Source organism: Methylocaldum sp. GT1BB, from assembly GCF_051027545.1.
Lineage (GTDB): Bacteria > Pseudomonadota > Gammaproteobacteria > Methylococcales > Methylococcaceae > Methylocaldum.
In genome coordinates this window covers 4,280,732-4,307,390 of the sequence record NZ_CP194902.1, presented here as the reverse complement: position 1 = coordinate 4,307,390, position 26,659 = coordinate 4,280,732, and the positions used below count along the sequence as shown (strand labels likewise).

The following is a 26,659-nucleotide window of genomic DNA, read 5'->3' as shown; positions in this document are numbered from 1 at the left end:
CATTCGGCGGGGCCACTTTCCATGACGGCACGAAACGTTCGAGACGAGCGTAACAGAGTCGGGACATGCCGGCGCCGAGATGTCGACGGTCGCTACCGGCACGATTTTCCGAGGTTTCTCGAATCACGGCAACGGGAACGTACCCGCGGCCTGGTTTTTCTAAGGATTACCGGGCAGTTTGCCCGATGAGGGACGGAGCCGTGGCGATAGACACCTTGCAGCAATTGATCCGGGCGCTCGAAGGGCAGGGCGGCAAGCCGGCGATTGTGGCGTTTCTGAAAAAGCGCACCGAAACCTGGTCTTACGGGAAGCTCGCCCGCTCCGTGCAGCGCTTGGGGGCCGGGCTAGTCGAATCGGGATTGCGGCCGGGCGATGCCGTGGGCCTTTTTGCGCCCAATAGTCCGGAATGGGTGGTGGCCTGTCTCGGCTCGATCGCGGCGGGGATCGTGCCGGTTCTGATCGATGCCCAGATGGGCGACGAGGACCTCCGGCACGTGCTGGCCGACAGCGGGGTCGGCTGGTTGTTCACCACGCGCCGTCAGCTCCAGCGCCTCGATCGCTTAGGTCTCAAACGCGATCTCCGTCCGATCCTGCTGGATGCGGAACGGGGTGACGAGTTCGATTGGCGGCGCCATTGCTCCGATGCGGAAAAGCCGGGTACTCCGGCCGCACCGGAGGACATCGCCGTGCTTTTCTACACCTCCGGGACGACCGGTCCACCGAAAGGGGTGCCGCTCAGCCATCGGAACCTCGCAAGCAATCTCCAGGCCATACTCGATCTTCACGTGGTCGGAGAACAGGAACGCTTTCTGCTGCCGCTGCCTCTGCATCACGTCTATCCCTTCACCATAGGCTTGCTGACGCCGCTTGCCGCAGGAGTTCCCTTCATCTTTCCGCTGTCGCTGACCGGGCCCGAACTGTTGCGGGCGCTCAGGGAAGGGAAGGCCACATTCCTGGTCGGGGTTCCGCGCATGTACGAGGCGCTGTTCGGAGCGATCGAAACCCAAGTCCGGCAGCACGGAATTTTGGCGGACAAGCTGTTTCATCTCGGCCTGGATCTCGCGAGCGCGCTGCGCCGGCATTCGGACCTTACCATCGGCCGCGGGTTATTCCTTTCGCTGCACCGTCAGTTCGCCCCGGATCTGCGCATGATGCTGTGCGGCGGCGCGATGCTCGCGCCGGACCTGGCGTTCAAGCTGGTCGGCCTGGGTTTTGACATGGCAACGGGTTACGGCCTGACCGAAACCTCGCCGGTGCTGACGTTCAACGTGCCCGGCCGGAGCCGTCTCGATACCGCCGGGACGCCGCTGCCCGGCGTCGAAATCCGCATCGCGGAACCCGAGCCTCCGGCCGAACACGGCGAGGTGCTGGCCAGAGGCACCAACGTCTTCTCGGGCTACCGAAATCTGCCCGACAAGACACGGGAGGCGTTCACCCCCGACGGTTTTTTCCGTACCGGCGATCTCGGCTATTTGGACGGCGGATACCTGCGCCTCGTCGGGCGGGCTTCGGAAATGATCGTGCTGCCCGGCGGCGAAAACATCCGTCCCGAGTACGTCGAGGAGATTCTGGGCCAGGGCCCGCACATCAAGGAAGTCGCCGTGCTGGAGAAAAAGGGCCGGCTGGTGGCCCTGATCGTGCCGGCACCGGCCGCGACCCGCGAGGGCGGGGACCTCGAAGCGCTGATCCGCAAGGACGTCGAGGCGCAGTCCGGTCGATTGCCCTCGCACAATCGAATCGGCGATTACGTCATCACGCCGGACCCGCTGCCCCGGACGCACCTCGGCAAGCTTAGGCGGCATGAGCTCGACGAAATTTACGAGAAGGCCAAACAGAAGGGAAAGGCGGCGGCCGGGGAAACGGGTCCCTTGCCCTTCGAACGGATGGCGCCCGAAGACCAGCAATTGCTGGAGGCACCGAACGCCCGCCAAATCTGGCAATGGCTGGCCGAGCGCTTTCCCGACGTGCGGCTGATGCCGGATACGAATCTCCAGCTCGATCTGGGCGTGGATTCGCTCGAATGGCTGACGCTGACCCTCGAAATGGGCGCGGCCACCGGGGTCGATCTCGACGAGGAAACCATCAGCCGCGTGCAAACCGTCCGCGATCTGTTGCGGGAAGGCGCCGAAGCGGGCGGCGGCCTGGCGGGCGAAGTCAAGGACCCGTTGGCCCGGCTGTCTCAGCCGGAAGCCTTGGTGGGCGCGGACCAACGCGCCTGGGTCGAGCCGCCGGGAACCTGGTCGAGCGCTCTGGGCGTTCTTTTGTTCGGCTTCGACCGCTGGCTGATGGAACGGGCGTTCGACGTCAAGGCCGAAGGACAGGAGCACCTGCCGAAGAATGGGCCGTTCATTCTGGCGCCGAACCATGTCAGCTATCTCGACCCCATGGCCATTGCCGCGGTCCTGCCCCGTGAACAACTCCCGAGAACCTGTTGGGCGGGTTATACCGGGGTCATGTTTCGGAACGCGTTGATGCGGCAGGCCAGCCGTTCGACCGGCACGCTGCCTGTCGATCCCCGGCGGGGTCCTTTAGCCAGTCTCGCCCTGGCCGTATTGGCGCTCAAGCGGGGCAACAATCTGGTGTGGTTCGCCGAGAGCGGCCGTTCCGAAAGCGGAAAGCTCCGGCCGTTCGAGACCGGGATCGGTCTGCTGCTCCGGGCGGCGCGCGTGCCGGCCGTCCCGGTCTGGATCGGCGGAAGTTACATGGCGCTGCCGGTGGGGAGCTGGGTGCCACGTTTCCGGCCGATCGAGGTGCGCTTCGGTCCGCCGGCGACGGCGGACGAACTGGAGCGGGAGGGCCGGGGCGAGCGTCCGGAGCAGCGCATCGCCGCAGCGCTGCATGACCGCGTCGCGCGGCTGGATTCGGACGCAAGCGCCGGTTGAACGGGACGATGTGTCGTGGCTCGGGATAGGGGAGTCGCGAATGATGCGCTTCACTTCGTTCAGCACATCCTATGAGCTAGGCACTGATGGAAGCGCCGGTTGAATGGGCCGGGATGTTGCGGCTCGGGATAGGAGATCGTAGTTCGGCAATCCCTTGCCGACGAAGCCGATTATCCACCGGCTGACGTCGACAAAGGATTCCCGACCTACTCGGCTCGGCATAGGGCAGTGGAGAAAGGCTTATGGCCAAGGTCATGAACGTGGAGAAGCAGATCTGGGATGTCGAGGGATTCGCGGTGCGTATTCTCCACCTGGACGGGCGGGACGTGCGCGGCGACCGCATGGGCCTGCCGCCGTATCCCTTCGAATCGCCGGCGAAGAACGACCTGAGCGTGGAGAAATGGAAGGCGACGCGTTTCCGCCAGACCTATCCGGGCTTTCAGGTGGAAGTTGTCGATTCGGACGGCGCGGCGGTACACGGCAATACCCGGCTCGGAACCGTCCGCGATACGTATTTGGACGAGGAATGGCCGGCCGTCTCGCCATCGGAAGAACAGGCTCACGCCGATTAGGAGGCAATCATGTTTCTGGAAACGATCAAGTCGGAAGGGCTTTCCCATTTGTCCTATATGCTGGGCGACGAGAGCGCCGGCGTTTGCGCCGTCGTCGACCCGCGTCGGGACATTCAAATCTATTTGGAAATCGCCAAGGACCGCGACGTTCGTATCAGCCATATCCTGGAAACCCATGTCCACGAAGATTTCGTATCGGGCAGCCGGGAGCTCGCGGCGCAGACCGGCGCGACGATTTACGCAGGCGAATCGAACGAACGCACCTTTGACCACGAAGCCGTCAAGGACGGCGACACGATACGGATAGGAAATCTCTCATTGCAGGCGCTTCACACGCCGGGGTATACGCCCGAACATGTGTGTTACCGAGTAAGCGGCGGCAAGGGCGCCGAGGCGCCCTGGGGAGTCTTTACCGGCGATACGCTGTTCTGCGGGGATATCGGCCGTACCGATCTGCTCGGGAAGGAAGAGGCCGACGGAATGACCCGCCGACTCTATCACTCGCTCTTCGATAAGCTCCTCCCGCTGGGCGACGAGTTGACGATCTACCCGGCACACGGCAAAGGATCGCCGTGCGGCGGCAATATCGGCGACCGGCTGATCAGCACGCTGGGTTACGAGCGGCGGCATAATCCCAAGCTTCTAGCCGATAACGAGGACGAGTTCGTGAAGAACCAGCTCGGCTCGCTGCAACCTGCGCCGTTCTATTACGCTCATCTCAAGGACGTGAATACCCACGGGCCTCGGGTGCTGGCCTGCGTGCCGCCGATTCCGATGCTCGAGCCGCACGTGTTCCAAATCGAGATGGGCAAGCCCGACACGGTGGTCCTCGATACCCGCGAAATCGAAGCCTTCGGCGGGGGGCATATCCAGGGTGCATTGAACATCGCCTTGCGCGAGGAGTTTCCGACGTGGGCCGGCTGGACGCTTAGGCCTAACCAGCGGATTTTGTTGGTTCTGGCGGAAGAGGACGATCTCGAAACGGTTCAGCGTCACCTGCTGCGCATCGGATTCGAGAAAATCGATGGCTATCTGGGCAAAGGCATGCGCGGCTGGTTCGAAGCGGGCTTGCCTTTCGATCGTATGCCGGAAATGAGCGTACACCAGTTGAAAGGACGGATAGACAGCGGCAGGAGCGATCTCCAGGTCCTGGATGTGCGAAGCCCTGCCGAGTGGAACCAGGGCCGTATTCCGGGCGCTCTGCATCTCTATGCGCCTTTTTTGCCGGACCATCTCCACTCCTTCGATCGCACCAAACCGATCGTCACTTATTGCGGGAGCGGTTATCGGTCGAGCATCGCGGCGAGTCTGCTGAAACGCGGCGGATTCAAGGAGGTATACAACATTCCGGGAAGCATGAAGGCGTGGAAGGCGGCGGGTTATCGGCTGGAATGAGTATTCTTTTCGGAAACCGGCTAGGCGGCAACAGTTCCGGCGATAACCCGCGGCGGCAAAGGTCGTTGCATTGCTTATCTTTAGGACAGGAACAAATCCGTTATCTCGAGCTAAGTACATCCCATAAAGTTCTGCGGAAAGGGCGTACACTGGAGGCATGAAAGCCATCCTGATCCCCCCGTTGGGCAAAGCGCAACAGAGTGAGTTAGACACCCTGTATCGAAAGACCAAGGACCCACGACTCCGAACTCGTGCCCAGATGGTCTTGCTCTCGGCCGAGCGGGGTCTCAAAGCGCTGGAGATCGCGGGGATCGTGCGGGAGAGCGAGGACACCGTGGTGCGGTGGCTGAAACGGTATCAGAGCGAAGGCGTGGACGGGCTGAAAGATGCGCCGCGAGCGGGACGGCAAGCCAAAGTGACGGCGGCGTATCGGGCCGCCCTGGTGGCGGCGGTACGGCGCCGTCCGCGCAGTTTGGACCTGCCGTTTTCCATATGGACCCTGCAACGGCTGGTGGATTACCTGGCCGAGCAAACCGGGATTCGCATCGCTCTGGAAACCCTGCGCCAAACCTTGAAGCGCGAAGGGATTGTGCTCAGTCGTCCGCAGCATAAGATCAGCAGCCCTGATCCAGACTATGCGGTGAAAAAAAAGCGGTCGAAGACACCCGTGATCACTTGAAACCGGGCGATGTGTTTTACTACGCCGACGAGTTTAACCTCAGTTGGCTGCCTACCTTGACGGCGTTGTGGAGCCCGGTAGGCCAGCAAATTATGATTCCGACCCCAGGTCAGCCTAAGAAGCGCTATGGGTTGGGAGCGGTGAATTACCATACCGGTGAAACCGTGGTCTTATTCAAACGACACAAGCGCCGTCGGGAGGTGGCCGAACTGCTGCAAGCCATAGTGGACCAGCATCCCACGGGGACGATTTACGTCGCGTGGGACAATGCCGACACGCATCAAGACGACGAGATCGAAGCGGTCGTGCGCGGAGCCGCCGGGCGACTGGTCCTGCTGTACTTGCCGACCTATAGCCCTTGGCTCAACCCGATCGAGATGCTGTGGCGCCATTTCCGCCGCGAAGTGACCCATTGCGAACTCTTCGAGACGGTAGCCGCCTTGCTCCAAGCCGCCCGCGAGTTCTTCGACCGTCACAACCGCTCTCCACAGCAGGTGCTCTCGATTATCGGTTCCTATGCCGCAAAAGTTTCATGAATGTACTTAGAGCGTTTTTCACCGCGGTTTAGGGGTGACGATTGAGAAAATTCGTAGGTCGGCAATCCTTTGCCGACACACGGGATCGGTGAGGGGCGTTCTCGGAAGGGTCGCGACAAAAAGCGACCGTTTGCGATTGGGAAAGGATTGCCGACCTACTGCACCTTGAAGGTTCTAATTCAAACCGCCATGCGATTCGATAACATCCGATTCTTGCGCTATGGATTTCCACATACTCACTCGTCGGGACGGGATAATCATCCCGTCCGCAACGTTTGTGAAGGTATATACCCGTATGCGTCAACGCCAATCGAATGGTGCTGGAGCAGTTTGGTTTTCACTTCGCCATAAGCCGAAAAGCGAACGGCGGAGATGATGCCGTCCCATTTAACGCTTCCGGGGTATGCTGGAGAATGAATTGATCCATTGCCATCAGGGCTTGCTGCCTGGCGGCAAGCCCTAAGCCATGGCAGGTTCCGCGGTAGATTTTGGCTGAGAGACTTCCTTGAGCACTTCCGCCGTCTGCTGGGTCGGGGCACGCCGGGCGATATCCGCCTGGGAAACCATTCCGCAGCAGCGCCCGCTTCGATCGGCTACCGGCACACGCCGGATTCGATGTTCTTCCATCACCTTGCAGCAGTCTTCCAGCGAAGTTTCGGGTGTAACCGTGACGCACGGGGTGGACATGCATTCCCGTGCGGTCATGTCCATTGGATTCTTGCCCTGAGCCAAGCTGCGGCAGACGATATCGCGATCGGTGACGACGCCGACCAGCCGCATCGATTCCTCGTTCTCGACGACCGGTATCTCGCCGCAGTCGTGCCGTACCATCAGTCGTGCGATAGCTTCCAAATGGGTGTCCGGGGTACAGCAGACCGGGTTGGGGGTCATGATTTCTCTTACTTCCATGGGGTTTCCCTCCGTTCTCGGATTTTCATCATGCTGACGATCAAGAACCGCCTGCTTGCGGTCCGTAACAGTGGGACAGGGCGAGCCGACGAAGGTTCGGCGCGCGTCGGCAGTTTGGGAACGATCGGCCCCTCACGAGTGAAAGGGTTTTGAGGCGCGTCTCCGGCGCCCGACGGCCTCTTCCAATTGCTCGGGCGAGGACGGTTCGGCGCCGTTCGAGCATTCGGCATTCATCGGTGGGTTGAACGGAGCAGACCTGGAACGGGAAGCGGAGCCGAAATGATAATGACGAGGGGGCGTGATCAGCGGATTTCTACCCTGCAATCTTTCGACGAGACCTAGGAGACGGTTAAGTCTGGCGCGGTTTCCCTGGGGATCGAGATAGATCATGTCGGCTGCATCCAATAAGCGTTGAATCAATTCCGGATGGTGGCACAGGCGATATTTTCTAGTCGCCATCGTTTCCCTCTGATTTCAAGATCTCATGTAAAAAACTGGCACCTAGTCTCTAGGTGCCGTCGATATTCGGAATTTCGGCTAGAAGGAGACCCACTCTGGTCGGAGGGGCTAGGAAAAGTTAAGGAAGCTCTGAACAAGTGGATTCCGTTCATGCCCTTCGACTTGGCTCAGGACAGGCCTGTCGAAGGACTTAATCAGAGCTTCCTTAACCTCTGCGGGGCTCCGACTTTCCGCCGAAGAACACTTGTGTGAGGAAGGTTTCCACGCCGGCATATTCGGGATAGCGACCGCGCCATGGGGGCTGCACCGGATGGTCAACCGTCACTGTCGATCTAGGCGTGAACCAACAGTAACACTTTCAATTTGAAATGAATTTGACATCAGTCACGAAATCTCCGTTTGACCGCCGCCATTAGAGGAGATCTACGTAAGAGCTCGCACGTATTTTTTTCGGCCGAAGCTCGGCGCTTAAATAAATCGCACTCGAAAGGGCGGTAGGGAAGCGGCATTCGAGCACAGAAATAGGGATGTCGCGTCGCCCCCCAGGAAGGGATAGGCCGACATCCCGCTAATTCATGTTACCACTGGCAACTGACCCGGCTAGCGGAAAAGCGAAGGGTTAAGGTTTTTATATTTCGATGGCAAAAAAGGCCGGCGGCGCGATGGCGCAGATCGGCCTTTTTTATGCGTTGATCTTTGTCGGCCGGGATAACGGCCGGCTTCCAGGCCGAAGCGGTTTTTAGTACCGGCGTCCACCCCCGAAACCACCGCGACCACCGCCAAAGCCGCCGCCGGATCTTTCCTCTCGCGGACGCGCTTCGTTGACGGTCAGACTGCGCCCGTCGACATCTTTGCCGTTCAGGGCGGAAATGGCGGCCTGAGCCTCTTGGTCGTTGCTCATTTCAACGAATCCGAAGCCTTTGGAGCGGCCGGTGTCGCGGTCCATGATGACATTCGCGGAGTCCACCGCGCCGTGCGTGGCGAACATCTCTTCGAGATCGCGGCTGCTCACGGTGTAGCTCAGATTGCCGACGTACAATTTCTTGCTCATAAAAAACTCCTAAAAGGAAAAATAAAAAATCAAAAGGATGGCTGCCGATACGGTCGATCAGCCGTTAAACGACGCCTTTTGCCGCCGCTTCGCCCACGGGGACGCTCTTCGCTGATACGAAGACAGTTGCCGCGCTGGGCGTACCTTTTCAGGACACTGATCGCGGCGCGGGCCTCGCGGCCCTTGATTTCAACGAGGCCGAAACCGGGGCAGCGGCCGCCGGAAGTGAGCCTTGCCAGTTCCATAGCCCGCACTCGGCGGTGCTGGCCGAACAAACCGGTGAATTCGTTTTCGGTGAAGTCGGACGGCGAATCGCCGGCATAGATTCCCTGCATTAATCGGTCTCCTCTCGGTAGCGCTCAGCGAGGTATCAAAGTGCGCGGCGAGGCGGGTTTGCAGTGCGATGGCGCGTATTCGCGCGGGCATTTGGACGCGGCATGGGCTTCGGCGGCGTGCGCGGAACCGCCGGCTCTGTCGTCATGGTCGACAGGATTTCTTCCGGCACCGGGTGGGCGGGCAATCGCCGACCGAGCAGGCGCTCGATGTCCCGCAACTGCGGAGCCTCATCCCTGCATACGAGCGAAACCGCGGCGCCGTCCGCGCCCGCACGGCCGGTGCGGCCAATGCGGTGCACGTAATCCTCGGGAACGTGCGGGAGTTCGTAGTTGACCACATGGGGAAGCTGCTGAATGTCCAGGCCGCGGGCGGCGATGTCGGTGGCCACCAGAATCTGCACGCGGTCCGCCTTGAAATCGGCCAGAGCCTGGGTCCTCGCGGACTGGCTCTTGTTGCCGTGAATCACCGCGACGCGAAAGCCATCCCGGTCGAGCTGCTCCGCCAACTTGTTGGCGCCGTGCTTGGTTCGAGTGAAGACCAGGGTCTGACCCCAGCGCCCGCTGGTGAGAAGATGAGCGAGCAATACCTGCTTTCCCGTCTTCGGCACGTGATAGATCGACTGACTGACCATCTCGGCCGGCGCATTGCGCGGTGCCACCTCGATGCTCAGAGGCTGATGCAGGAGCCTCGCCGCAAGCGTGCGGATGTCATCGGAGAAAGTTGCGGAAAACAAGAGGTTCTGGCGGACTTTCGGCAGTAATCCCAGGATACGCCTGATGTCATGGATGAACCCCATGTCGAGCATGCGGTCGGCCTCGTCCAGCACGAGATACTCGATTCCGGCGAGGTTTGCGTGTTGCTGAGCTATGAGGTCCAGCAGACGTCCGGGGGTAGCGATCAGAAGATCGGCGCCCCGGCGCAGAGCGGCCACCTGCGGCTGAAACCCTACGCCGCCGAAAATTACCGCCGTCCGGATCCCGGTGTATCGGCCATAGATGCGCACGCTTTCGCTGACCTGCGCGGCCAATTCGCGGGTAGGCACCAGAACCAGCGCTCTAGGGGAGCGGTCCGGTCGATGATGGGTTCCGCTGCTTTCCGTCAAACGCTGCAGCAAAGGCAGGGTGAAGGCGGCAGTCTTGCCGGTTCCGGTTTGGGCCGCGGCGAGCAAGTCCCGGCCGTCGAGTACGGCGGGAATCGCCTGGGCTTGAATAGGCGTGGGGGCCGCATAGCCTTGTTCGGCCACGGCGCGCAAAAGGGCCTTGGAAAGCCCCAGAGAAGTAAAAGCCATTATCTTTTTTTCCTGGCTCTGGCCTGCCGCGTGAAACGCACGGCACCGGTTGAGCGTGAGCGATTGGGTTGAGGTGACCACAGGGTCGTCCGAAACGGACGCACCGCGTGCGGTTTGCAGGAGGAGGCGGGATTAACAGGTGCCTCGCGGCATGGACTGAGTGGGAAATTCCGTATCCTCGTGGCGAAGACCGGTCTTCAGCCGCGACAAACTAGCGTCAGGATACGCGCATTCTTCGGAATAACCTAATTAAATTTATTTCGCCCGTCTTCTGGACATTTCTCCGCCGAAAGCGCACTGTTCCAAGACCAAGGACAATTCGTACAGGAATGCTAGGGATCATTCGGAATGCCTTGGGCAAGCCTCCTCGGGCAGGCTGATGGCGAACCAAACTTCAGAGGTCGAGATGCTATCCACGAGTTCAACACCCTGCGATTCTTCTCTCACGGCCAGCAACTTCCAACAAACCTGCGGGTTTTGCGGCTGCGTGTTCCGTGTGGAAATCACGTGGCGAATATCCTATTCATATTCCTCCAAGGCCCTTCAGGACACACAAACTTATTCCTGCCCGGAGTGCCGGAGGGATTCCCAAATCAAAACGTCTACGGAGCCGCGTGTGAGCTTGATTTCAAGACGCACCGATGGCCGCAAGGGTCCCTGTCCGCTTAAATAAGGAGCTCAGCGCAAGACCGATGTATCTTTCGGCGGGTATCGGCGCCGGTTCCAGAGTGAAAACCCCATGAAGTTCTACGACTTGAGCCGACGCATGTGCGAGTGGGAGCGTCTCGACGAATGGCGCGGAAAGATACGAGCCATCCTCGCGAAAAGCGAGACAGGGATGATTTCGCCGTTTCACTTGCTGTCCCTGCCCGGCATGAGCGCGGGCGAGCAGCGCGCGTGTGCCGATCTCTGGATGAAGACGCGCATCGAGGCGTCCGCTGCGGAGCGGGCCGATCTGGCGTTTACGTTCCGCTCGGCGGCGAGGCCGAAAATACGTTTGGGGTACCTGTCCTGCGATTTTCACGAGCATGCCACGTCGCTGCTGCTGGTGGAGTTGCTCGAATCCCACGACCGGGAGCGCTTCGAGGTATTCGCCTATTCATACGGCCCGGACGACGGCAAGGGCATGCGGGAGCGCCTCAAGAAAAGCTTCGACCGATTCGTCGACATCCAGACTTTGTCCACGTCCGAGGCCGCCCAGGCGATTCATCAGGACGAAGTGGACATTCTCATCGATCTCAAGGGCTATACCCAGGCTACCCGCACCGCCATTCTTACCTTCCGCCCGGCGCCCATCCAGGTGAATTACCTGGGGTATCCCGGAACCTTGGGCGGCGAATTCTGCGACTACATCATCACCGATCCGTTTCTGACGCCGCCCGGCAGCGCGGACGACTACAGCGAAGCCTTCGCGTACCTGCCCAACACCTATCAGCCTCACGGCCGCCAAAGCCCGATAGGGGTTCGGCCCACGCGCGCCGAGGCCGGATTGGCAGAACAGGGATTCGTGTTTTGCTGTTTCAACCAGGCTTACAAAATAACGCCGGACGTTTTCGACATCTGGTGCAGGCTGCTTGCCGACGTGCCCGGAAGCGTGCTCTGGCTGCTTAAGAGCACACTGGCGGAAGGCAATCTCAGAAATGAAGCCTATCAACGCGGGATCTCGCCGGATAGGCTCGTTTTTGCGGATGACAAGCCGCAGGTCGAACACCTGGGCCGCCTGGGGCTCGCTGACCTGGTGCTGGACACGCTGCCCTACAATGCGCACACGACGGCCAGCGACGCACTGTGGGCCGGCGTACCCCTGGTGACCTGCGCGGGCGAAACCTTTCCTTCGCGGGTGGCGGGGAGTCTCTTGCACGCGATCGGTTTGCCCGAGCTGATCGCCGACGATCTCGAAAGTTACTACGACCTGGCGTTCGATCTGGCTACCCGCCCGGAGCATCTATCCCGAATCAAACACAAACTTGCCGCGAATCGGCTTAGCGCGCCGCTGTTCGATATCCGGGCTTATACGGGCCATCTGGAAGGCTTGTTCGAAGCGATGTGGCAGCGGTATCGCGATGGCGAGACGCCGGCGCTCATAGGGGAGACAACCGATTGGCATGGCTGGTCATTCCGGCCTCACGGAGAGACGACGCCGTCGGAATGCGAAAGGGCGTGAAGCTCACGCAATATTCCACTTAAATTTCTCAAGAAGTATGTTCATGAAAAAGCAAGAGAAAACCTATCTTCAGTCTTCCAAGTACCGATGTCCTTTGTGCAAGCAAATGGTTTTGTCATCCGACTACCTATTTTTGCGTCGGCGGTCCGCAAGCGGTGTCTGGACCATCGTCGAGTGTTGCCGGAAGTGCAAGGATTCCGGGTGTTAGGAGGTTTCGGCATCTGAAACGGGGCGGCGTGAAACGGATCAGGCTTTTATCGTTTGCCTTACGGTTCTTTTGTGTCGGTGGGCGTCGGTCTTTCGCTTAAGGAAAACTAAAGCAAATGACCAAGGCCCGATGCCTCCGCTGTCCCTCTTCAATGCTTTTCGCCGGGTACGCGATAACGTCGATTTTCCGGCTTTCGGATTTTTTTCTGAAGCGACAAAATAAGCTCGGAGACAATCGCAGACTTTGCGAGGGGCTGATTCACGAGGCTTTCCGATTTTCGCTTCAAGCGGCGGTACATAGGCCACGTCGATTCGACACCCTTTTAGGATATCCCGTTCGATGTCCTGCGTGGATCGGCAATGATGCGCAAACACTCAATTGTCGAAAGGGCAGCTTTCTCGCGCCCGTATCCCGCGTAGCAGAACCGGCGGTTTATCGAGACGGAGGCGAACGGTCGGCTGAATCGGCAGATTGCCCGTATCCGGTGGGTTGCAGACTGGCTGGAGTCGGCCAACCTGAGCCCAGGACGTGAAAGGCCGCACTCCCGTAGAATCTACCGCGGACCCCATTGGCATCGAATGGAAACTTGTCTTGCAATCGCGGCGCATGTCCGATATTCGCGGCGCCTTGTTTGGGTCTATTATTTTGGTTAATCCGGGGCAGGGTTTCCTTAGCGCGGCGACTAGCCGCATGAGTCAAAGTCGGGCCTGATTAATACATTCTTGGCGGGCGGGAGGACCTTTAGCTTATATGAGCCAACGCAGCGGCGCACTGTTCAGGATCACCGTTTGGAGCACGGCCGGGGCATTGCTGGCGCTCACTGCCATTTACATCTTCCAGGAAATCAAGACATCGGATTTCCAATCACGCTATCTCTCTTCGATCGACGAGCATCTGCGCTTCCAGGTGGAGCCGGGAGGTAGTGCCGCCATCCGCTATCCGAGCGCCGGGCCCTACGATGAACGGCTCGGGTACACGGCCCTTCCGAGCTTTCAGCAGCTTCTCCGGAACCTCGGCTTCTCCATAACCGCGCAGGCACGGTTTTCGCCGGAGTTGCTGCGTGTGGTGGACAAGGGCTTTTATGCCACCTATTTCGAGAAGATCCAGGCCGGTCTCGCGATCTTCGATCGCGATAGCGAAGTCCTGTTCAGTAAAACCTACCCCACCCGAATTTATCCCGATTTCGACGCCATACCGCCATTGGTGATCAAGACCTTACTCTTCATCGAGAACCGGGAATTGCTCGATGACCGTTATCCGCACCTCAATCCTGCGATCGAGTGGGACCGCTTCGCGCGGGCGACCATGGAGCTGATCGCACGCAAGCTCGGAGCCGACATCAACGTGGCCGGCGGCAGCACACTCGCCACGCAGATGGAGAAATACCGTCATTCCCCCGGCGGCCGCACGGACAACCCCATGGAAAAGCTGCGGCAGATGAGCAGCGCCTCGCTGCGCGCTTACCTCCTAGGCCCCGACACCCGGAAGGCACGGCGCGGCATCGTTCAGGCCTACCTGAATTCCATGCCGCTCGCCGCCGTACCGGATTCCGGCGAAGTGCACGGACTCGGCGATGGTTTGCAGGCCTGGTTCGGATCGGATTTTGCTGCGGTGAACCAGTTACTCAGCGCCGCGAATCTGTCCACCGGCGAGGGGATCACCGCGGAACAGGCGCTGGCCTATCGCCAGGTGTTGTGCCTCCTGCTGGCGCAACGTCGCCCCGCGTATTATCTCCTGGCAGGGCGTGCCGACCTGGAGAGCCTGGCCGACAGCCATCTGCGCGTGCTGGCCGCGCAGGGGGTCATCCCGGCGGCGCTGCGCGATGCCGCGCTGAGTGTGTCAGGCGCTACGAGCGTCCAGGCCAATCTGACACCCGCGGCACCCCTCATCGATCGGAAGACCGAAAGCGTATTGCGCGCCCGGCTTGCCACCGCGTTGGGCGTGAGCCGGATTTACGACCTTGACCGGCTCGATCTGACCGCCCGCTCGACCATCGATTACGACATTCAGCAGGCGGTAGCCCAGGCTTTGCGCAAACTGCGCGAGCCCGAGCAGGCGCGTGCCGCAGGGGTTTTGGGTTTTCGGCTCCTCAGCACCGACAGTGATTTTGGCGAGATCGTTTACAGCTTCGTTCTGTACGAGCGCAGCAGCCAAGGAAACCTGTTGCGGGTGCAGGCCGACAACAACGAGCAGCCGCTCGATGTGAACGAGGGCATCCGGCTGGACCTCGGTTCGACCGCCAAGCTGCGGACCCTGGTGCATTACCTGGAAATCATCGCAGAACTTTATGACCAGTATGCCGGCCAGCCGAGCGAGACCCTGCGCCGGGCCGAGATTCACCCGCGCGATCACCTGTCGCGGTGGGTTGTCGATCAGCTCCTTGCAAACCGCAAGATCGGGCTATCAGCCATGCTCGAGGCGGCGTTGGAGCGCCGCTACTCGGCCAGCCCGGGAGAGGCTTTTTTTACCGGCGGCGGGCTACACACTTTCGCCAATTTCAATAAGGACGATAATTCCAAGATTATGTCCCTGCGCGTGGCACTGCAGGAATCGGTGAACTTGGTCTTCATCCGGCTCATGCGCGACGTGGTCTACTACCACCTGTATAAGCCCGATGGCGTGGCACACTGGATGGACGCGGAGGACAGCGAAAAGCGGCGGCAGTATCTGGAGCGCTTCGCGGACCAGGAAGGGAAAGCGTATCTGCGCCGCTTTTATGCCAAGTACCGGAATAAAACCCCTCCGGAAGCCCTGAATATCCTAACCGGAAGTGTGCACCCCGTTCCCAAACGCCTGGCCACCGTATATCGCTCGGTCTATCCGCATCGCGATGTTGCCGCTTTTCGCGATTATTTGCAGGCGCACCATGTGGGCCAAGGCCTGTCCGCCGAAGACATCACGGACCTTTACGAAAAATACTCCACGGAGCGCTTCGACCTCCAGGATCGCGGGTATATCGCGCGTATCCATCCCCTTGAGCTTTGGTTGGTGAGCTATCTGGTCGAGCATCCGAACGCCACCCTTGGCGAGGTCGTCGGCGCCAGCGCACAGGAGCGTCAACAGGTGTATCGCTGGCTATTCAAGACCAGCCGCCGTTACGCGCAAGACAAGCGCATTCGCACCTTGCTGGAGAACGAGGCTTTTGCCCAAATCCACCGGGCGTGGAAACGGCTCGGTTACCCGTTCGGGGCTCTGACGCCTTCCTATGCCAGCTCCATTGGCGCCTCGGGAGACCGTCCGGCCGCACTCGCCGAATTGATGGGCATCCTGTTGAACGATGGCGTGCGCCTCCCGATGGTACGCTTCGACGCCTTCCACTTCGCAGCGGATACGCCTTACGAGACACTCATGCAGCTGACGCAGGCACAAGGCCGACGGGTGTTGTCGCCGGAGGTGGCGGCGGCTGCGCGCAGCGCCCTGATCGATGTCGTCGAGCGCGGCACTGCGATACGGGTCAAAGGCGTGTACAAGGGCCCCACGGGTACGCCCCTCGTCATGGCCGGCAAAACCGGGACGGGGGATCATCAACGCGAGATTTTCGGACCCGGCGGACGGCTGATCGCAACACAGGTCATCAGTCGTACGGCGACATTTGCCTTCATGCTGGGTGATCGCCACTTCGGAACAGTGACTGCGTACGTGACCGGACCCGCCGCCGCGCGTTATCGCTTCACGAGCGCCTTGCCGGTGCAAGTGCTCAAATCCCTCGAGCCAACGCTGACGCCGCTGATCGCGCGTGCCTATTCCGAGCCGCCGGAGTCTCGTCCTCACACTGTCACTGCCGCCACCGCCAAAGGCTTCGAGCCGGCGCCGATGACACAGCGATAGACCGTTTCCCCGAGGCTTTGGCTATACGGTTCCGAGCAGCACTTTAGAAGAACGAGCGTCCGCTCACGGCCGCCAGTCCGCGAACCAGCCACCGGTAGCGCCGGACGGCTGTCCAGTCGTCCCGCTCAAGGTGATCGTTCGGTCCGAAAGCGACGATTATCCGTCCTTCTTCGTCGCGGCTAGGGCGGCCCTCATCGTCGCGCGCGATGCGGTATTCGTAGGCGGTCGGCGGGCCCGCGGCGATAAGTTGTCGTCCCGTTTCCAGCAGTTTTTCGGCGAACCGGGCAGACCATACGGCGGCAACCAGTTCGCTGTTGAGGGCCATGCTGAGGGGGTCGAGGTTGTAAGTCCCCAACAGGCCGAGCTGATCGTCGATCACGGCGAACTTGCCGTGCAGATTATGGCGGTCCCCGGCGACGAACAGCCGCAGCGTCGGAACCCGCGCCAGGAGTTTCGGCCATTGCTCGAGGAAAAAAGCCTGGCTGAGGGGATTATCGCTGGACACGGGGCTGTTGGTGAGTACCGTGATTTCTACGCCGCGCCGAGCCGCATCTTCCAATACACTTACGGCTTGCTCCGAAAGCACCAAATACGGGTTGGCGACGAAAATCGATTTCTTGGCGCCGCGCACCAGCCGGCCAAGGCTGACTGTAATGGGATCGTCGGTTCTGATCAGGCGAGTGCGGCTGTCGAGAAAACGAACGGGCGCCTGCACCGATTCAGGGGCCGGTCTGGCCAGAGCGCCGTGGAGCATGGGACGAGCCTGAAGCTCGTCGATCCAGGGCAACCGGCGATCGCGAATCCGGGCTGACACGGCTTCGGGTATGGGTTCGCCCCGCAGCCAGTAATCCATAGCCTGGTAGGCGAGCAGCAAGTCACTGGTCGAATCGAGCAAGTCCACTGTTTCGCGGGTGACAGCATGAGCCTCTCCACCGTCGTATTGCGATTCGAACACGGCTTCGAGCACGGCTCCGGCCTCTCGTCCGGTCAATACCGCGTCCGCATCGCGAAACGCCTTGGGATCGAAGTTCAGGTCGGCAAAATACTCGGTCGCGATGTTCCGTCCTCCGATCAGGCCGTGAACGCCGTCCGCCAGGAGAATCTTGTCGTGGTCGCTGGCAACGATTGCCGCGGGATTCAGGGTGAGAAAGGCATCCTGGAAGCGATAGCGCAGCGGGCGGTACAGCTTTACGGTGACATTGGCCGTCTGTACCACTGTATCGAGGTAATCGTTCCCCTGGACGTCGCGCGACATCGTGGTGCCTATGGCGTCGAGCAGCACCCGGACCGTAAGGCCTTGACCGGCCTTGTGGACGAGATGGCCGAGAAAAGCGATGCCGAAGACATCCTGTTCCAGAATGAAATAGCTGATGTCGAGACGCTTTCGAGCGTTAGCCAACAGGCGCCAGCGTTCGACCCAGGCCATCACGTTATCGTCCAACAGGGTCACCTGGGACACGGTGGCGCCCTCGGCGGGCAAGGATTCGAAGATTTCGCGCATTGATCGATCCTCATCGTCGGGTCGCCCGGCATCCGTCGATGTAACGAGCGGATCGGGGAACTGGACGTCGAGCAGCAGATGACCGACCAGCCAGATCGCTATCACGCCGGCCAGAACAATTAAAACGATGCGGCCGAATCGATGGGTTCGGCGTCCATATCGATTCATGGTCATCCTTGCATTTTGCAGCGTATACCTCGTTGTTCCAATGAAACGGCGAAAAGGCGGGTTACGCGGGTATGCTAACCCGCCCTACCATCGTACTTCGAATGGCAAACGGGCGTTTTGCATATTATTAACCCGGCCTATAAATATAGGCCGGGTTAATCCGGGGCAGGGATGCCCCGGCGCGGCGACAAGCCGCGTGAGCCCAGGCCGGGCGTGTACCGGCCTGGGCGGCGGCCCGAAATACCAGGAGGGTATTTACGGGCCTGATTAATAGGATGCGATGCACGAAGGGACAAATCGGCAGGGCAAGACGCAACGCGACGAGGCCGATTTACTCGTCTCATCCATGAGACTCGCCCTTCGGGCCGTGCTTCCCACGTTCCAGTTCGCTCCCGGCGAACTGGTGCACGGTAAGTCCGCCCGTAGGGTGCCGGACCGGGATTGTCCGGCATGAGCCGCATCGATCGCGAACTTTTCGACATCCTCAAACCGGGGAGAAGGCAGACGATGCAACAACTTAGCCCCCGTCCTGAGGAGTATCCTTTGATCCTCCGCCGATGCCCGAGAGGATACTCACGAACCCGGTGTTCGTTTTCAGCCATTCGAGAACGCGGTGCTTGTCCGGAATGCGCTTCGGGACGTCGCAGTCGACGAGACGTGCCAGTTGGTGCTGACGCACGGCATCGTGCCAGCGGATGAAGGCGGACTTCGCTTCGGGCGTCAGCCAGCCGTAGGTGACCGACAGTCCGCGGTGATCGGATTCGTCGGCGCCGATCACCTGAACGGCTTGAGGTATCAGATCGGGTGTGGCGAACGATCCGTCCAGAGGCCATACCGGTGCAAGGGCCGGGAAGGTTGCCCAACCCGAAAAATCGTTGACGCCCTCGCGCGCTGCGACGACAACCCGCGCATCCGCGAGGTCGCCGCTGGTCAACACGTCGTGAGTGCGGTCGGCGGCGAAGTGAGGACGTTGGTATGTCAGGGCGGTCGGAACCGTGTTCATGTCGCCGAGGAGAATCGAAGTCCGGCCGGACTCGACGAACCGCTGCAGGAGATCGGCCGCCTGCGCTTCCCGGCGCGCGGGGTTGAAGGCCTCGAGGTGGGTAACCAGGAAGTCCACCGGCTGGCCGAAGAACCGAATGCGTAGGTGAAGCGCTCCGCGCGGCTCGTTCAAGATCCGGTCCAGAGCGCTCACCGGGAAAGCCGAGGCATAACTCGTCTTTTGCGTCTTTTCCAGAATCCGGGCATCCACGGCAAGCGCCGAGTGCCGGAACAGTACGGCGTTGCCGAAGCGGACCTCCAGGCCGGGTGTATCCCGGCGCCAGGTTTCGCCGCGTGCCACCGCGTAGGCATGGCCGGTGCGACGCTCGAGTTCGTCCGCCAGAAATGCGGCTTGATCGATCCAGCCGCTACGGCGCGAGCCGAAGTCCACTTCGTTAAGCGCGACGACGTCTATGGGCATTTCCGGTGATGCTCCCGCGATCCGGTCGGCAATGCCGGTGAGATTGCGTTCGACCTCCCGGCGGTCGGCAAAAACGCGCCAGCGAGGCCCGAGTCCGGAATGGAGGTTATACGTGACGACCCGGAGTTCAGGGAGGTCGCTACGGGTTTCCAGTTGCGGAAACGGGGCGGCATGCTCCCAGTCGGTCGACGGGACCGTGCAGGAAGACGGTGCGTCCGGACGCCCGAGTGTGCTGGCCAACTGATAGCCGTCCCAGAAATCGGTCAAGGTCGTCATGGTCAAAGCGCCGGACACGGCGGTCAATAGAGCGATTCGAAGAAGTCGGAACACGTATGGTTAGATAGCAAGAATGGACTGATTGCGCTGCCAGATCGCAGCATTCGACATCCGCGATGAACCGGGTATTCGGTCGATCATGCGGATTTATTCTTTGACATCGATGGCGGCCGTCCAGTGGGCAATGTTTTCGTGGGTCATTCGCCCCTTGGGTTGCAGGCGGGCGTCCTGGTAACCCCAGCGCATGATGTCGGTCAGATATTGTTCCCGTGAGAGCAGCGTACCCTGGCAGAGGCGCTCGGAAGGCGGTGCGCTGCGAAGCTCGTCGGCCAAAAGGGCCAGCAGCCGCTGCATCACCCAATCGGGAATGCGGCTTCTTTCGGCCGGGTAGATGAAGCCGAAAAGAACGAGATGGCTGAGCAGTACCCGCCAGTGGGCGCCGAAGCGGTCCATCAGCCTAGTCCAATTCAATCGGTCGGAACAGACACGGAGGATATGGGCGATGTCTGCGCCGTCGTAACGCTCCCGCTCCAGTACGAAGGATTTCGACCAGATGATTTCCTCTATCGGGCAAAGCAATACCGGCACGCCCAGTATGTCCCGTCGGGGGGCGTGCTCGAACCACGCTTCGTCGACGGCGCAAATGCCGTTTCCGGAACTGAAGATGATATCGATGAAGTATTCCCCGTAGTACGCCTTGGCGAGCCAGTGAGGATACGTGACGTCGGCTTGATAGCCCGCGCTTGCAAGAATTTCGATGATGCGATCCCGATCGTCGGGCCGCACGAAGATATCCAGATCCTTGGTGTGGCGCGAGATTCCGGTGTAGCACTCCAGTGCGTAGGCTCCTCCGACGAGAAACGGAACCCGGGCGTCGATTAAAAGCGTCAGCCCATGACAATAGAATGACCGCCCGGTCGGGTCGATCGGCGGTGGGCTGGTATCGGGCGCGGAAAACGGTGTGTCCATAAATATTGCTAGCCCTGTACGGGGTATGGTTTCTGGTTGAACGAGTGATGTTCCGTCTCGGCAGATGCTTCGACCGGAAGCTCGATCAGCCGGACCGGAGGTCGATCCGGAAAGGCGCGCCGCAGAAGCGGCAGGGCGACGTTGTAAACCGGAATATTGCCGCCGGTTTTTCCCGTGGGGTGTCCGCGATGGGCGTGCCCGTGAAACACCGCGGTTACCGAGTAACGATTCAAAGGTTCCTCGAGTCGGCTGGACCCCAGAAACGGATAGATTTCGACGGGTTCGCCCACAACCGTGGCTTTGACCGGAGCATAGTGAAGCAGGGCGATCCGATGCGGCATGCGCAATTTGGCGAGCGCCGACTCCAGCTTCAGTGATTCCTCCACGGTCTCGTGCACGAATCGCTTCAGCGTGCTTTCGCCCCATGGTTGCAGGGCATGCTCGCCGAAACCGCCGGCGAAGCCTTTGACACCGGCGAAGCCGATGCCATGCACTTCATGAGCGTCGCCATCGAGCAGGACGATTCCGGCATCGGAGAAAATATGCTGCACCTCGTGCACTTGGCCTGCTTCGTACTCGTGATTGCCGAGCACGCCGAGGATGGGAATCTTTACGCCGGCGGTCAGCTCCTTGACGAACAGCCGAGCCTCTTCCGCCCGTCCGTAGTCCACGATATCGCCGCAGAGCAACAAAATATCGGCGTTCTCGGAAACATAAGCACAAATGGTTTGAAGTATTCCCTGCGAGGACAGGGTGTAGTGAATATCGCCGACGGCCGCAATGCGGACCGTTTGTCTGTTCGAGGGCATGGCTGCTTATAGGTCTTGATTGCCGGAAGCCGGTGTCAATAAACCAAAGACAGCGATGCAGGGCAAAAGTGCCCACGCGAAGCAGGTTTGGCCCGCCTGATTTGGGAGGGGATTTCCGAGCTACTCGCCGACGCAGGTCGGTAGGTCGGCAATCCTTTGCCGACGGATCTGCACGCCAACTCGTTTGTCGGGAAGGGATTCCCGACCTACTTGGCTAAGTCCTACTGCCGCGACGAATCGGCCGCGGCTGCGGCTTGTTCCGACGCAGGCGCTAAAGCGAGCGGTAGCTCGACGACGAACTCGCTGCCCTTGCCTGGACCGGCACTGAAAGCCTCTATGCGCCCGCCATGCAGTTCGACCAGGCGCCGAACCAAAGTGAGCCCGATGCCGAGGCCCCCTTGACTCCGGTCGAGAGAGCGCTCGCCCTGGATGAAGAGCTCGAAGACATGGGGCAATAGCTCGGGAGCGATGCCAAGGCCGGTGTCCCTGATACGGATGAGTGCCCGCTCTCCCTTGGCCTCGGTGCGGACCGAAATCGAGCCGCCTTCTTCGGTGTATTTCGCGGCGTTGTTCAAGAGATTGGCCACGACCTGGATCAGGCGGGTCGCATCCCCGACGATCAAGAGGGGTGCTGGTGCGACATCGACCGTTAGCCGGTGGCGCCGGGATTCGATCAAGGGCCGCGTCGCCTCGATCGCTCGCTCGACGACGGTATTGAGAGGTATGGGTTCCTTTCTCAGCGTCACCTTGCCCTGGGTGATGCGGGAAACGTCCAGCAAGTCGTCGACCAGGCGCGAGAGGTGAATGACCTGGCGGTCTATGATCTCCCTCGCACCCTGAAGCCTAGGCTCGTCGGCAGCGAGTTTTCGAATCAGCTGAGCGGCGTTGCGTATCGGTGCCAGAGGATTGCGGAGCTCGTGGGCCAGCATGGCGAGAAACTCGTTTTTCCGTCGATCGGCATCGCGTAGCGCAGCCATGGCGCGGGCGCGCTCCCAAGCCATGGCGGTAAATAGGCAAAGCGTCCGCAGGAATTCGATTTCCTCCGGATCGAAATGCTCGCGCCGCGTACTCGCGAAGGAAAGCGTCCCGAGCGTACGGCCATCGCCCGCCATGAGCGGGTGGCAGGCATAGGCGCGCAAGCCCATGTTGCGAAGAAGGATGCTCTTGGGGTCGTTTTCGATGCGAGCGGTATCGGCGATCAGGGGAGTGCCCGTAGCGGCGACCGTGCCGCACATGGTGTCGCCGAGATCTAGCCTCTCCATGGCGGGAAGCAGCGCCTCGGAAATACCGTACGCAGCGATCAGGCGAAGGCTTCGGCCGTTCTCGTCAACCCGGTAGTTGAAACCTACGTCGGCATCGAGCAGGGCGTGTACTTTCTCGAAGACCATCCGGCTTAGTTCGACGTCGGTGGTTTGGCTGTCCAGCGCCGCACGGCTGATGGCCAGCAGCTCCGCCTGCCGTTCGTTATGGCGGCGCAAAGCCAATTCGGCCCTTTTGAGCTCGGTGATGTCTTGAGTGGTTCCGAATGCGCTCAGCACCTCACCCCGGTGGAATTCCAGCTCGGCTTTTTCGTGGACCCAGCGGATGTCCTTGCCGACCACGATGCGGTGTTCGATGTCGTAAGGCGTGCCACGGAGTGCCGCCTTCCATTGCCGGTCGACATATTTCCGATCGTCCGGATGGACGCAGCGGAGGAACGTCTGATAAGTCAGTGGCGTACCCTCGGGTATGCCGAAAATCCGATGGTTTTCGGCCGACCAGAGCAATTCGTTGCGCTGAACATTGAGCCGCCAGCTCCCGATCTTGCCGACCGCCTGGGCGCGGTTCAAATCGTGTTGGCTCCGCTGCAGCGCCTTTTCAGCCTCCTTGCGCACCGTGATGTCGTTGGCGATGCCGAGATAGCCGGTGATCGCTCCCTTTTCGTCGCGCATGACCGAGATCGAGACTTGGGCCGGAAACCGGCTGCCGTCCTTGCGGATCAGACTCCACTCCGTTTCGGTCGATCCGCAGGCTTCGATCAGCGTCGGCAAGAATTTGATGGACGATGTAGCGGGACGGCCTAGCGTATCGGCGAGCGCTTTCGCATGGGCCTCGAGCTCGGCGGGGTCATGAAAGATCGCCGGCGTCTCCTTGCCGACGAGTTCTTCGGCGGAATAGCCGAGCGCTTTCGCCGCGGCTTTGTTGATGGTCTGGATGATGCCTTGCCTATTGACCGAGACGATGCAGTAATTGGCCCCGTCCAGAATCGCCTGCTGCAATCGGAGCGTGTCGCGCAAGGTTGCCGTGCGTTCGTCGACTTCCTTCTCGAGATGATTGCGGGCCTCTTGCAACGCCGCCAGCGCTTGCCGCCACTGGTTCGCCAGGGCACCCAGTACAAGTACCGATATCGAGAACAGCACGACCAGAGACTGTACCAGGAGGGCCTGGACGGAAATCTCGAACTGCGCTCCCGCGAAAGCGCCTTGCCCCAGTGCCGTGTATCGCGCGGCGATGATTCCCAGGACGAGAATCGCGAACGAAACGCCGGGGATGCCGAAACGCACGCCTATCCAAAGCAGGGGTGGCATGATGACGTAGGTGAACGGAATGCGGTCGGTGAAAACAGCGAAGGTCAGTCCCGCGACCGACGTCAGGGCGGCTAGCGCTTCGATCCGCCTAGCGGGCGGCAGCTTGCGCCAATACGAGCGGGTAGCCGGCAGTGCGAGGCAAAGAGGAGCCGTCACCATGATCCCGGCGATGTCGCCGGTCCACCATGTGAGCCAGGCCGCAGCGAACGGTTCGCGGTCGACCAAAGCGATCGGCGCAGTCCCCGCCGTGGCGGCTATGGTCGCACTCAGCAAGGCTCCCAGTATGGTCAGCGCCACCACATCCTGTACCGTTTCCAGGCGTAATGGCATGCCGACCGTGCGTCCCAATAGCCATGCGCCCGTCAACGCTTCCATGGTGTTGCCGAGAGAAAAAGCGGCGGCAATTGCATAAGGCTGGTCGAATACCCATAGATTGACGCCGAAATTGACTGCGAGCGCCGTCATAACGAACGCCGGCCAAAGGGTCCGAGGACGGGTAGCGAGCGTAGATAGGTAAAACCCGCTAGGCAGCCAAAACGCGACAAAGTGGTAAGGCTTCGGGGAGATCCAGTGGCTGAGCAGAGCCAGACCGAAAAAGCAGACCGCAAACCCGAGCAGCGATCGGAACGACGGCCACCGCAGGGATGTTTCACAGCCTGATGAAAACCTTTCGCTTTGCATACTTACAGTAGTGTCCATACAATTCGACCAGTTCCATGGCGGTTTCTCTCAGGTCTCGATCGTTTTGGCGCGTCCCTTTCATCCTACGGATACCTTACGGCTTGCGCAATCCGCTGCTTGCCGGAATCCGGCTAGAGCATTTTCCGATTCGGTGTCAGAGGGCCCGATAGTAGGTCGGCAATCCCTTCCCAATCGCAAACGGTCGCTTTAGAGCCTATCCCAGTAGACCCGTTGCCCGCCAAGTAATGATGCCGCAGGCCAAGTGCAGCATGGCAAGATAGGTGTCGGTTCGTTTTTCCCAGCGGATCAAAATCCGGCGGAATCGGTTGAGCCAGCTGTGGGTCCGTTCGACCACCCAGCGCCGCGCCTTGAAACCGGCTTCCTTCTTGATCGCTTCGGCCTCCTCACCGCGCGCTCGAATGTGAGCGGTAAACTGAAAGGCCTTGGCCAAGTCCCTCACCTCGTCATAGTCATAGCCTTTGTCCAGGCACAAGCCTTGCGGCTGCTCCGGCGTGGGTACAGGGCGCGGGACGCCGATGGCCGCCAAGGTGGACCGCGCCAGCTTCAGGTCGTGCCGATTGGCGCCGGCAATCACCACACTCAGCGGCAGGCCCGCGCCATCGGTTAACAGGCTTCGCTTCGCACCTTGTTTGCCCCGGTCGGTCGGATTCGGTCCCGTTTTTTTGAACCCGCCAACGGCGCTTTCGTCATGGCCCCATCCATGGCCAACCACGACCAGTCCAAGCCCTTCAACGCATCATAAGTCAGCAGTCCTTCGCGCCAGAACGCCTGGAACACCCCGGCTTCGGTCCACTCGACAAAGCGGCGATGGGCCGAACTGCTGGAGCAAATCCCGGTGGCGTTCAGCGCATTCCACTGACACCCGGTCCGGAGCACAAACAAGATCGCATTCATCGCCTGTCGGTCCGGCACCCGCGGGTTATGGCACCCGAGCGGATGCGGTTTACGCGGCGGCAAGAGCGGTTCCATCCGTTCCCACAGCTCATCCGGAATGCGCCAGCCATCATCTTTCGTCACCAGTCCCATAAGAGCCCCTCTTGACTCGAAATTTCGGCATTAGAGGTCGCTCATCACGCTTTTGTTCCTACTGGGATAGGCTCTTAGTCGCGACCCTTCCAATCGCAAACGGTCGCTTTAGTCGCGACCCTTCCAATCGCAAACGGTCATCCGGGGAGCGCCCGAATGACCCTTCCAATCGCAAACGGCCGTCCTGGGAGCGCCAGGACGCCCCTTCCGGCAAGATCCTTTGCCGAGCCGATAAGACGGCAAGGGATTGCCGACCTACGTTCTTCCTGCCCGACACGAAGCCGTACACCGGGATGAAAAACGCTCTAGCCTTTCGGTCGACATCGCCGGTACATTGCCGGTAGCATGGTTTCGGTCGAATTTCCGGAAACATAGACAACTATCGAGACTCGGACAGGAGGGTCATATGGCGAAGATTACGGTAAAGAAGCTTACCGAATCCACTTTCGAGGTGACAGTGGAGGCGCAGGCCACGACGACGCACACGGTTACCGTGGATCCGGGATATGCCGCCAGGTTGACGGACGGAAGAGCGCCGGTCGAGCGACTGGTAAGCCGCTCGTTCGATTTCTTGCTGGAGCGGGAGCCCAATACCAGCATCCTGCGTCGCTTCGACCTGCCGGTGATCGGCCATTATTTCCCGGAATACGAGCGGACGATCAAGAACATGCTGGCCTGATCCGATTTACTCCAAATCGCTTTCAATCAGGCATTCATTTTGTAGATGGGTAGAGCGAAGCGAAACCCATCGATGGCGGGTTAGGCCGCGCGGCCGTAACCCACCGAGCGGCCTCGGACCTGTCCTGAGCCCAGTCGAAGGGTCGGTGGGTTATGCGGAGCCTGTCCTGAGCCCTTCGACGATGCTCAGGACA

At 60.4% G+C, this 26,659-nt stretch carries 19 protein-coding genes and 1 pseudogene; 9 read left to right on the top strand and 11 right to left on the bottom strand.

Annotated elements, in window-relative coordinates:
- Positions 1 to 185: 185 nt before the first annotated feature.
- The 5 genes from ACR2TX_RS20585 to ACR2TX_RS20565 all read left to right on the top strand — a co-directional run bounded on the left by ACR2TX_RS20585 (position 186) and on the right by ACR2TX_RS20565 (position 6,064).
- Complete coding sequence (locus ACR2TX_RS20585; RefSeq protein WP_347257814.1) at positions 186 to 2,882, top strand: AMP-binding protein; 2,697 nt, start codon at positions 186 to 188, stop codon at positions 2,880 to 2,882.
- Positions 2,883 to 3,124: 242 nt separating this feature from the next.
- Positions 3,125 to 3,454, top strand: coding sequence for a hypothetical protein (locus tag ACR2TX_RS20580; protein ID WP_205780809.1), 330 nt, complete (start codon positions 3,125 to 3,127; stop codon positions 3,452 to 3,454).
- A gap of 9 nt (positions 3,455 to 3,463) precedes the next feature.
- On the top strand, positions 3,464 to 4,849 hold the full coding sequence (locus ACR2TX_RS20575) for an MBL fold metallo-hydrolase (RefSeq protein WP_434130624.1): 1,386 nt from the start codon (positions 3,464 to 3,466) through the stop codon (positions 4,847 to 4,849).
- A 157-nt stretch (positions 4,850 to 5,006) separates the two neighbouring features.
- On the top strand, positions 5,007 to 5,528 hold the full coding sequence (locus tag ACR2TX_RS20570) for a helix-turn-helix domain-containing protein (protein WP_156882070.1): 522 nt from the start codon (positions 5,007 to 5,009) through the stop codon (positions 5,526 to 5,528).
- Positions 5,525 to 6,064 carry an IS630 family transposase gene (locus ACR2TX_RS20565; RefSeq protein ID WP_434130369.1) on the top strand — a complete coding sequence of 180 codons (540 nt, stop codon included), beginning with the start codon at positions 5,525 to 5,527 and terminating at the stop codon, positions 6,062 to 6,064. The genes ACR2TX_RS20570 and ACR2TX_RS20565 overlap by 4 nt, the downstream gene beginning before the upstream one ends.
- Positions 6,065 to 6,523: 459 nt before the next feature.
- Here ACR2TX_RS20565 and ACR2TX_RS20560 read toward each other — a convergent pair whose 3' ends face one another.
- The 5 genes from ACR2TX_RS20560 to ACR2TX_RS20540 all read right to left on the bottom strand — a co-directional run bounded on the left by ACR2TX_RS20560 (position 6,524) and on the right by ACR2TX_RS20540 (position 10,107).
- The gene (locus tag ACR2TX_RS20560) at positions 6,524 to 6,973 is read right to left on the bottom strand and encodes a CBS domain-containing protein (RefSeq protein ID WP_077731108.1); all 450 of its coding nucleotides are present in this window, start codon (positions 6,971 to 6,973) and stop codon (positions 6,524 to 6,526) included.
- Between the two features lie 132 nt (positions 6,974 to 7,105).
- Positions 7,106 to 7,432 carry a hypothetical protein gene (locus tag ACR2TX_RS20555; RefSeq protein WP_077731107.1) on the bottom strand — a complete coding sequence of 109 codons (327 nt, stop codon included), beginning with the start codon at positions 7,430 to 7,432 and terminating at the stop codon, positions 7,106 to 7,108.
- 739 nt (positions 7,433 to 8,171) lie between these two features.
- The gene (locus ACR2TX_RS20550) at positions 8,172 to 8,483 is read right to left on the bottom strand and encodes an RNA recognition motif domain-containing protein (RefSeq protein ID WP_077731106.1); all 312 of its coding nucleotides are present in this window, start codon (positions 8,481 to 8,483) and stop codon (positions 8,172 to 8,174) included.
- Positions 8,484 to 8,512: 29 nt separating this feature from the next.
- Entirely contained in the window at positions 8,513 to 8,818 is a 306-nt protein-coding gene (locus ACR2TX_RS20545) for a hypothetical protein (protein WP_086133287.1), read from the bottom strand.
- A 35-nt stretch (positions 8,819 to 8,853) separates the two neighbouring features.
- Complete coding sequence (locus ACR2TX_RS20540) at positions 8,854 to 10,107, bottom strand: DEAD/DEAH box helicase (RefSeq protein WP_077731104.1); 1,254 nt, start codon at positions 10,105 to 10,107, stop codon at positions 8,854 to 8,856.
- 739 nt (positions 10,108 to 10,846) lie between these two features.
- On the opposite strand from ACR2TX_RS20540, the gene ACR2TX_RS20535 reads away from it, so the two are divergent.
- Together ACR2TX_RS20535 and ACR2TX_RS20530 are read left to right on the top strand one after the other, a co-directional pair.
- Positions 10,847 to 12,271: a UDP-N-acetylglucosamine-peptide N-acetylglucosaminyltransferase gene (locus ACR2TX_RS20535; RefSeq protein ID WP_086133289.1), complete on the top strand. Its 1,425-nt coding sequence runs from the start codon at positions 10,847 to 10,849 to the stop codon at positions 12,269 to 12,271.
- Positions 12,272 to 13,229: 958 nt separating this feature from the next.
- A complete protein-coding gene (locus tag ACR2TX_RS20530) occupies positions 13,230 to 16,307 on the top strand; it encodes a transglycosylase domain-containing protein (RefSeq protein WP_434130623.1) in 3,078 nt (1,025 codons plus the stop codon).
- 43 nt (positions 16,308 to 16,350) lie between these two features.
- On the opposite strand, the gene ACR2TX_RS20525 is transcribed toward ACR2TX_RS20530, so the two are convergent.
- A complete protein-coding gene (locus ACR2TX_RS20525; protein WP_168183733.1) occupies positions 16,351 to 17,976 on the bottom strand; it encodes a phospholipase D-like domain-containing protein in 1,626 nt (541 codons plus the stop codon).
- 280 nt (positions 17,977 to 18,256) lie between these two features.
- Between ACR2TX_RS20525 and ACR2TX_RS20520 the strand changes: the two genes are divergently transcribed.
- Positions 18,257 to 18,430, top strand: a complete 174-nt coding sequence (locus tag ACR2TX_RS20520) for a hypothetical protein (protein WP_168183734.1) — start codon at positions 18,257 to 18,259, stop codon at positions 18,428 to 18,430.
- A gap of 63 nt (positions 18,431 to 18,493) precedes the next feature.
- Here the strand turns inward: ACR2TX_RS20520 and ACR2TX_RS20515 are convergent, their stop codons facing one another.
- The 5 genes and pseudogenes from ACR2TX_RS20515 to ACR2TX_RS20495 all read right to left on the bottom strand — a co-directional run bounded on the left by ACR2TX_RS20515 (position 18,494) and on the right by ACR2TX_RS20495 (position 25,730).
- Positions 18,494 to 19,714: an endonuclease/exonuclease/phosphatase family protein gene (locus tag ACR2TX_RS20515; RefSeq protein ID WP_156879985.1), complete on the bottom strand. Its 1,221-nt coding sequence runs from the start codon at positions 19,712 to 19,714 to the stop codon at positions 18,494 to 18,496.
- A gap of 147 nt (positions 19,715 to 19,861) precedes the next feature.
- A complete protein-coding gene (locus ACR2TX_RS20510; RefSeq protein ID WP_077731099.1) occupies positions 19,862 to 20,683 on the bottom strand; it encodes a nucleotidyltransferase family protein in 822 nt (273 codons plus the stop codon).
- A gap of 8 nt (positions 20,684 to 20,691) precedes the next feature.
- Complete coding sequence (locus ACR2TX_RS20505) at positions 20,692 to 21,492, bottom strand: metallophosphoesterase family protein (protein WP_077731098.1); 801 nt, start codon at positions 21,490 to 21,492, stop codon at positions 20,692 to 20,694.
- Between the two features lie 221 nt (positions 21,493 to 21,713).
- Positions 21,714 to 24,740 (bottom strand): MASE1 domain-containing protein, encoded by a 3,027-nt coding sequence (locus ACR2TX_RS20500; protein ID WP_168183735.1) that lies wholly within the window; start codon positions 24,738 to 24,740, stop codon positions 21,714 to 21,716.
- A 214-nt stretch (positions 24,741 to 24,954) separates the two neighbouring features.
- Positions 24,955 to 25,730, bottom strand: a pseudogene (locus ACR2TX_RS20495) (IS5 family transposase).
- 463 nt (positions 25,731 to 26,193) lie between these two features.
- Between ACR2TX_RS20495 and ACR2TX_RS20490 the strand changes: the two are divergent.
- A complete protein-coding gene (locus tag ACR2TX_RS20490) occupies positions 26,194 to 26,466 on the top strand; it encodes a hypothetical protein (protein WP_086133294.1) in 273 nt (90 codons plus the stop codon).
- Positions 26,467 to 26,659: the final 193 nt, after the last annotated feature.